The 7350-nt window shown below is 61.3% G+C and carries 7 protein-coding genes; 5 read left to right on the top strand and 2 right to left on the bottom strand.

Annotated features, from left to right (window positions below):
* Window positions 1-9 precede the first annotated feature (9 nt).
* On the bottom strand, window positions 10-906 hold the full coding sequence (gcvA, locus tag ACF8K2_RS16610) for a transcriptional regulator GcvA (RefSeq protein WP_186557142.1): 897 nt from the start codon (window positions 904-906) through the stop codon (window positions 10-12).
* Window positions 907-1164: 258 nt separating this feature from the next.
* On the opposite strand from gcvA, the gene ACF8K2_RS16605 reads away from it, so the two are divergent.
* The 5 genes from ACF8K2_RS16605 (at window position 1165) to ACF8K2_RS16585 (ending at window position 5594) form a co-directional block, all read left to right on the top strand.
* On the top strand, window positions 1165-2571 hold the full coding sequence (locus ACF8K2_RS16605) for an amino acid permease (protein WP_392466113.1): 1407 nt from the start codon (window positions 1165-1167) through the stop codon (window positions 2569-2571).
* Between the two features lie 196 nt (window positions 2572-2767).
* The gene (locus ACF8K2_RS16600) at window positions 2768-3265 is read left to right on the top strand and encodes a PaaI family thioesterase (protein WP_186557140.1); all 498 of its coding nucleotides are present in this window, start codon (window positions 2768-2770) and stop codon (window positions 3263-3265) included.
* A 316-nt stretch (window positions 3266-3581) separates the two neighbouring features.
* Window positions 3582-3968 (top strand): DUF4398 domain-containing protein, encoded by a 387-nt coding sequence (locus ACF8K2_RS16595; protein ID WP_264235864.1) that lies wholly within the window; start codon window positions 3582-3584, stop codon window positions 3966-3968.
* 12 nt (window positions 3969-3980) lie between these two features.
* Entirely contained in the window at window positions 3981-4766 is a 786-nt protein-coding gene (locus ACF8K2_RS16590; RefSeq protein WP_368972005.1) for an OmpA family protein, read from the top strand.
* Between the two features lie 132 nt (window positions 4767-4898).
* Window positions 4899-5594, top strand: a complete 696-nt coding sequence (locus ACF8K2_RS16585) for a glutathione S-transferase N-terminal domain-containing protein (RefSeq protein ID WP_392466109.1) — start codon at window positions 4899-4901, stop codon at window positions 5592-5594.
* Window positions 5595-5670: 76 nt separating this feature from the next.
* On the opposite strand, the gene ACF8K2_RS16580 is transcribed toward ACF8K2_RS16585, so the two are convergent.
* Complete coding sequence (locus ACF8K2_RS16580; protein WP_392466108.1) at window positions 5671-7287, bottom strand: inorganic phosphate transporter; 1617 nt, start codon at window positions 7285-7287, stop codon at window positions 5671-5673.
* Window positions 7288-7350 lie beyond the last annotated feature (63 nt).

Below are 7350 nucleotides of genomic sequence, written 5' to 3'. Positions count from 1 at the left end.
GGAACAAACTCAGCCATCCTCAGCCACACCTTCCAAAATCCACTGTACAAAGGCCCGAACCTTGGGCACCTCGGCAGCATGTTCGGCATGGGCAATGAAGTGCCGGCCATTGCTCGGCACCGGATGGTCCCAGGCCACCACCAGCTTGCCTTCGCTCAGCTCTTCGGCCACCAGGTAGCGTGGGATCAGCGCGATCCCGCAACCGGCGATGGCGGCGCGAATGCACAGGTAAAAGGTGTCGAAACGCGGCCCGTGGTAGCTGTTCTGGCTGTGCAGGCCAAGCCCGAGGAACCACTCATGCCAAGCCTCTGGCCGTGAGGCGCATTGCAGCAGGCGATGTTCGGTCAGCGCCTGGGCGCTGTCAAAGCGTGAGCGCGCCAACAGCTCTGGCGCGCACACCGGCACGACTTCTTCGCTGAACAGCTCGATGCAGGTGGCGCCCGGCCAGGTGCCCTGGCCAAAGAAAAACGCGATGTCAGCCTTGGCCTGCACCAGGTCAAAGGGTTCCAGTTCGTTGCGGATATCCAGGTGGATCCGTGGATAGCGTTCGCCAAAGCCCTTGAGCCGGGGTACCAGCCAGCGTGCGCCAAAGGTTGGCTGGGTGGCGATGCGCAGCACTTCGGTTTCGTCGCCGTAGCTGAGGATGTAGCGGCTGGAGATGTCGATCTGGGTGAGGATCTTGTTCACCTCGGCCAGGTACAACGCGCCTGCCGGGGTGAGGTGCAGGCGCCGGCGAATGCGCTGGAACAGCGCGTGCGAGAGCATGTCCTCAAGCTGCGCCACCTGCTTGCTGACCGCGCTTTGGGTCAGGTGCAGCTCTTGCGCCGCGCGGGTGAAGCTCAGGTGACGGGCAGCGGCCTCGAAGCATTGCAGGGCTGTGGTGGAGGGCATCAGGCGTTTGGACATGATGGGTCTATTACCGAGCGAAAAAGGAAGAAGTTCATTCCGAACCGGAATCATGTACGTCGAAAAGGTCGTTTGTTGGTCACGCCCTATAGATTAATACTGACCTGGATCAATGATGACAACCGCTTATGGCAAGAGGAGGCAAAAGGCGCATCGGCGGCATCCTCACAACAACAAGAAACGCGCGATAACGATTAATAAGAATTCTGCTCCAAGTTCAGCCGCCCATGCGGCGGCCGACCCATTCGAGGGTTTTTCATGGCTTCGCTACAGAACAAAAAACAGCGTTCCCTGCAACACGGCTTGACCTCCCGCCAGGTATCGATGATCTCCATCGCCGGCATCATCGGCGCCGGCCTGTTCATCGGCTCTTCCAACGCCATCGCCACCGCCGGTCCGGCGATTCTGATCTCCTACGCCATGACCGGCCTGTTGGTGCTGCTGGTGATGCGCATGCTTGGCGAAATGGCGATTGCCAACCCCAACAGTGGCTCCTTTTCCACGTACGCAACCGAGGCCATCGGCCCGTGGGCGGGCTTTACCATTGGCTGGTTGTACTGGTGGTTCTGGGTGCTGATCATTCCGGTCGAGGCCATCGCTGGCGCGGACATCCTGCATGCCTACTTCCCGGGCGTCCCCTCGTGGTTGTTCGCCTTTTTGATCATGATCGTGTTGTCGTGCACCAACCTGGTCAGCGTGAAGAACTTCGGTGAATTCGAGTACTGGTTTGCCTTGATCAAGGTGATTGCCATCGTCGCCTTCATCGGCATCTGCAGCATGGCCGTCTTTGGCGTCTGGCCATTGGCCGAGCGCTCCGGGGTCAGCCAGCTGTGGGCTAACGGCGGCTTCATGCCCAACGGATTTGGCACGGTGCTGGGAGGGGTGTTGATCACCATCTTCTCGTTCTTTGGCGCTGAGATCGTCACCATCGCTGCCGATGAAACCGCCAACCCGAAAGACAAGATCCGCCGCGCCACCAACCTGGTGGTGTACCGCATTGCCATCTTCTACCTGGCGTCGATTTTCCTGGTGGTGTCGTTGGTGGCGTGGAATGACCCAGGCTTGAAAGCCGTTGGTTCGTTCCAGCGGGTGCTGGAAGTGCTTAATGTGCCCGGGGCCAAACTGGTGGTCGACCTGGTGGTGTTGGTTGCGGTGACCAGTTGCATGAACTCGGGCCTCTACACCGCCTCGCGGATGCTCTACTCGCTGGGCTCGCGTGGCGAAGCACCAAGGATGATCAAGCGCGTTTCCGGCAATGGTGTGCCGACCGTGGCGGTGCTGCTATCGACCTTGGCAGGCTTTGCCGGTTGCCTGGTCAACTACGTGTTCCCTGGCAAGGTGTTCGGCTTCTTGCTCTCCACTACCGGCGCCATTGCCTTGCTGGTGTACCTGGTGATCGCTGTGTCGCAACTGCGCATGCGGGCCCGGGCTGATCGTGACGGCACTGAGCTGGCCTTGAAGATGTGGCTGTTCCCGTGGCTGACCTGGCTGGTGATCGGCACCATCGTCATGGTGCTGGGCTATATGCTGTTCAGCGATGCCTACCGCTACGAGACGCTGATGACGGCAGGGGTGACGCTGTTCATCCTGCTCATTTCGCTGACCCGTCGGCGGCACAGTGCGCCATCGTCACAAGCTGAGCTGGCCAGCAGCGAGGGCGCTTGAGCTGAGGCGCAGGGGATAGTTGGGCTTTAGGGCTTGCAGTGAAGCTGCAGGCCTCTTCGCGGGCAAGCCCGCTTCCACAGGTCCTTGTGGGAGCGGGCTTGTCTGCCAATAGCGGCTTGAGCTCTAGACAGCACAGCCCGGTGTAGCGCTACCATCACCCGGTAAACCTTCCCATTTCAACAAGTCCAGGAAGCGTATGAACGATCCGATCCTTTCCCTCCAGGAGCGCGCAGCCCCGGATGGAGTCTGCTACGGCTGTGGTTGCTCACACCCCAGCGGCCTGCACCTGAAAAGTCATTGGGATGCCGATGGCATCCACCTGTTGTGCCGGCACTCCCCCGACAGCACCTTCCTCGGCTGGCCTGGCCTGGTCTATGGCGGGCTGCTGGCGATGCTGGTCGACTGCCACTCCAACTGGACCGCCATGGCCTACCACTACCGCGCCGAAGGGCGTGAGCCCGACAGCTTGCCGCGCATCGACTGCGTCACCGGCACCCTCAGCCTGAACTACCTGAAGCCCACTCCGATGGGAGTCGAGTTGTTGCTCAAGGCACGCGTTGAAGGTGAGGTCGGGCGCAAGACGCGGGTCATCTGTGAGGTCTGGGCAGGCGAGGTACTGACAGTCACGGCCGATTCGCTGTTCGTGCGTGTCGACACCGAGAAGCTCAAGCACAAGGCCCACGGCCAAGCGTGAGACGCCAGGGTGGGGCGGCAACCGGCCGCCCACTGGTTGTAGACCGCTATCGATGATGTTGAAAATTCCTACAGAGCCTGACGAAGAGTCCTATAGGGACTACGTGAGTATCGGAATAGTCTGACCGCGTTTTCACCGCAGGCTGTCCGAGATGCTCGACTCTACTGATTTATCTCTATGCACCCGCTGCCGGCTTGCCGAGCTGCAGGCTGGCGCATGGACATCTCGGCTCACTTTTCCCCCGAAGCAAACACTGCCTGATCGCGGCAATCGCCGTGTACTCGGACGTTCGCGGACGCACTAAAGGAGATGTCCCATGCGTGCCAGATTCAACCCTAAAACCCTGACTGTCGCAGGCTTGCTGCTGGTGCTCTCCGGCTGCGCCAGCGTGGTCGTACCCAACGAGCAGATCGAGCTGACGCGCAGTGCGGTCAACCGTGCTGTTTCGGCAGATGCAACCCAGTATGCACCCGTTGAAATGCGCTCTGCCCAAGACAATCTGCGTGCCATGGAAAGGGCGCTGGGTGAGAAGAAGTTCAAGGAGGTGCGCATCCTCGCCGAGCGAGCCGAATCCGATGCCCGGCTAGCCGAGACCAAGGCGCGGGCCAGCAGAACTCAAGACCAGCTGAAGGTCGCCCGCGAGGGCATCCAGGTGCTGCGCAAAGAGTTGCTGGAAGACCCGATTCTCAAATCCGCCCACTAACAGGAGCCGATCATGTCGAAATTGTACATTCTGCCTACCGTGTCGATCCTGAGCCTGCTGTTGGCCGGTTGCGGCACCACCCCAGAAAACCCCACGCTGGTGGAAGCCCGTGAAGGTTTCTTGGCGCTGCAAGGTAAGCCTGAATCCAGCCGTATCGCCGCTCTGGAAACCCAGGAAGCCTCGGTGGCGCTGACCAAGGCTGAGCAGGCTTCGCTGAAAAACCGCAAAGGCGATGATGTCGAGCAGCTGTCCTATCTGGCCAATAACCGGGTCAAGGCAGCTGAAGAGACCATCAAGTTGCGCCTGGCTCAGGCCGGCATGAAAAACATCGAGGCCGAGCGCACCCAGGCGCGGCTGGATGTGCGTTCCGAGCAACTCAAGGCGGCGTTGGCCAACAACGCGCCCAAGGGTAGCAAGGAGACTGAGCGCGGCACGGTAGTGACCTTTGGTGATGTGTTGTTCGCTACCGGGCAAGCCACATTGAATCCACGCAGCCGTGACAACATCCAGGAACTGGGGCGTTACCTGCGCGATAACCCCACTCGTAGGTTGCTGGTAGAAGGCCATACCGACTCCACTGGCGGCGATGCGCTCAACCAGCGTTTGTCGGAAGCTCGCGCCGCCTCGGTGGCCAACGCCCTGCGTCGTGAGGGTATTGCCGCCAATCGAATCGTCACTGCCGGCTATGGCAAGGATTACCCGGTGGCTTCCAACGCCACCGCGCACTCCCGCCAGCTCAACCGGCGTGTTGAAGTGATCATCTCCCGCGACGACCAGGAAGTCGTGCGTCGCCGCTAAGCAGTACAAGGCGCGGCCAGTGGCCGCGCCTTTGCTTTGCCTTCCTCCTGCAACGGGAGATAGTCAGCGCCCGTCGTTATGCCTAAAGTGTTCGGTCGATGCTTCCCGCTTCTGCCACCAAGGGCACCCACCATGACCGATCTGAGCGCATTCCCCATCACCCGCAAATGGCCCGCGCACCATCCCCAGCGCCTGCAGTTGTATTCCCTGGCCACGCCCAACGGCGTCAAGGTTTCGATCATGCTCGAAGAGATCGGCCTGGCCTATGAGGCGCACAAGGTCAACTTCGACAGCGATGAACAGCTGAGCCCCGAGTTCATCTCCCTGAGCGCCAACAACAAGATCCCTGCCATCCTCGACCCCGACGGCCCGGGTGGTAAGCCGCTGGCGTTATTCGAGTCTGGGGCGATCTTGCAGTACCTGGCGGAAAAAACCGGGCAGTTGCTCAGCGACGACCTGGCTACTCGTTACCAGACCATTCAATGGCTGATGTTCCAGATGGGCGGCATTGGGCCGATGTTTGGCCAGGTGGGGTTCTTCCATTTCTTCGCCGGCAAGGACTTTGAAGACAAACGCCCGCGCGACCGCTACGTCAACGAGTCGCGCCGCCTGCTTGGGGTGCTCGATCGGCACCTGGCAGGGCGCCAGTGGATGGTCGATGAGTACAGCATTGCCGATATCGCCATCTTTCCCTGGGTGCGTAACCTGGTTGATCGGTATAACGCGCGGGAGTTGGTCGGGTTCGAAGAGTTCGCCGAGGTGCAGCGCGTATTGGCGGCATTCCTGGAGCGGCCAGCCGTGCAGCGCGGGCTGAAAATTCCTGATTGAACCTTCTGCGTCGTATCTGTTTGGGCCTCATCGCGGGACTAGTCGCAGCGGCGTGATGAGGCCCTGGCGGGCAACCTCAAATCAATTGATTCAACAACCAGTAGAGACTCCCCGCCAAGATCATCGCCGCCGGCAACGTCAGCACCCAGGCCATCATCAGATTGATCAGCGTGCGCTTCTGAATCCCTGAGCCATTGGCCACCATGGTCCCGGCCACCCCCGAGGACAGCACATGGGTGGTCGATACCGGCAGGCCGAACATGTCCGCAGCGCCGATGGTGCACATCGCTACCACCTCGGCCGAGGCGCCTTGTGCGTAGCTCAAGTGGGTCTTGCCGATCTTCTCGCCCACCGTCACCACGATACGCCGCCAGCCGACCATGGTGCCCAGGCCCAGGGCGATGGCCACGGCGACTTTGACCCACAGCGGAATGTAGCGGGTGGCGTCATCGAGCTGGGTCTTGAACAGTTGCAAGTGGCTGCGGGTATCGGCGTCGAAGGCTACCAGCTGATGCTTGTCGATCAGGCGGATCGCCTCGCTGGTCAGGTACATGTCATTGCGCACGTTGGCCATGGCCTCGGCCGGCACGCGGTTGAGCGAGCCATAGCCTTTGACCTGGTCGCCGATCATCCCGGTCAGCGCAGCCAAGGCCGGCACCAGCTGCGGGCTGGCCTTGGGCTCGGTGATGAAGTTGGCCAGGGTCTGGCGTGGGTCCTGGGCAAGCAATTGCGGGTCGCTACGCAGCAAGGCCTGGCGGGTGACTTCGGCGACAGCAGAAAACTGCAATGCTTGTTCACTGGGCATGGTCTTGTTCAGCGCGTAGGCCATCGGCAGGGTGCCGACCAGGATCAGCATGATCAGGCCCATGCCTTTCTGGCCGTCGTTGGAGCCGTGGGCAAACGACACCCCGGTACAGGTCAGGATCAGGATCCCGCGGATCCACCACGGCGGCGGCGTCTTGCCTTGCGGCGCTTGATACAGCTCGGGGCGCTTGATCAGGATGCGCAGTGCCAGCAGTACCAACGCTGCGCAGGCAAAGCCGATCAGTGGCGAGAACAGCAAGGCATAGCCCACCTTGCTGGCCTGGCTCCAATCCACCCCGCTGGTGCCCTCGCGCCCGTGCATCAAGGCGTTGGCCACACCCACGCCGATGATCGAGCCAATCAAGGTGTGCGACGACGAAGCCGGCAGGCCCAGCCACCAGGTGCCCAGGTTCCAGATGATTGCCGCCAGCAGCAGGGCGAAGACCATGGCAAAGCCTGCGCCGGAGCCCACCTGCAAAATCAGCTCGACCGGCAGCAGGGCAATGATGCCGAACGCCACCGCGCCACTGGAGAGCAACACGCCAAGGAAGTTGCACAGCCCCGACCAGACCACTGCCACCGGCGCCGGTAGCGAGTGGGTGTAGATCACCGTGGCCACCGCATTGGCGGTGTCATGGAAACCGTTGACGAACTCGAAGCCCAGGGCGATCAGCAGGGCCAGGCCCAGTAACAGAAAAGGCGTGACAGTGGTCACCACGGTGCCGCTGGCGCTGACGTCCTGCTTCAGGCTCCAGGCGGTGTACGCCAGCCCCGCCAACAGCAGGCCGATAAACAAGCTGAGGGTGGCGCGCCCCGGTTTGTGTGACAGCTGCGGGCGCGAATCGTGGTGGCTCAGGTCGGGTTGGCTGGCCAGTGACGGGGTTGCCATGATGGCTCCGATTGACGTCGGGCAAGGTTGCCGAAGGCCTTCAGCATAGAAACAATTCGTTAC

This window comes from Pseudomonas sp. xss_2, from assembly GCF_043104195.1.
In the GTDB taxonomy this organism is placed as follows: Bacteria; Pseudomonadota; Gammaproteobacteria; order Pseudomonadales; family Pseudomonadaceae; genus Aquipseudomonas; species Aquipseudomonas urmiensis.
Note: the sequence above shows the minus strand (reverse complement) of the source record. Positions and strands in the feature narration are given on the sequence as shown.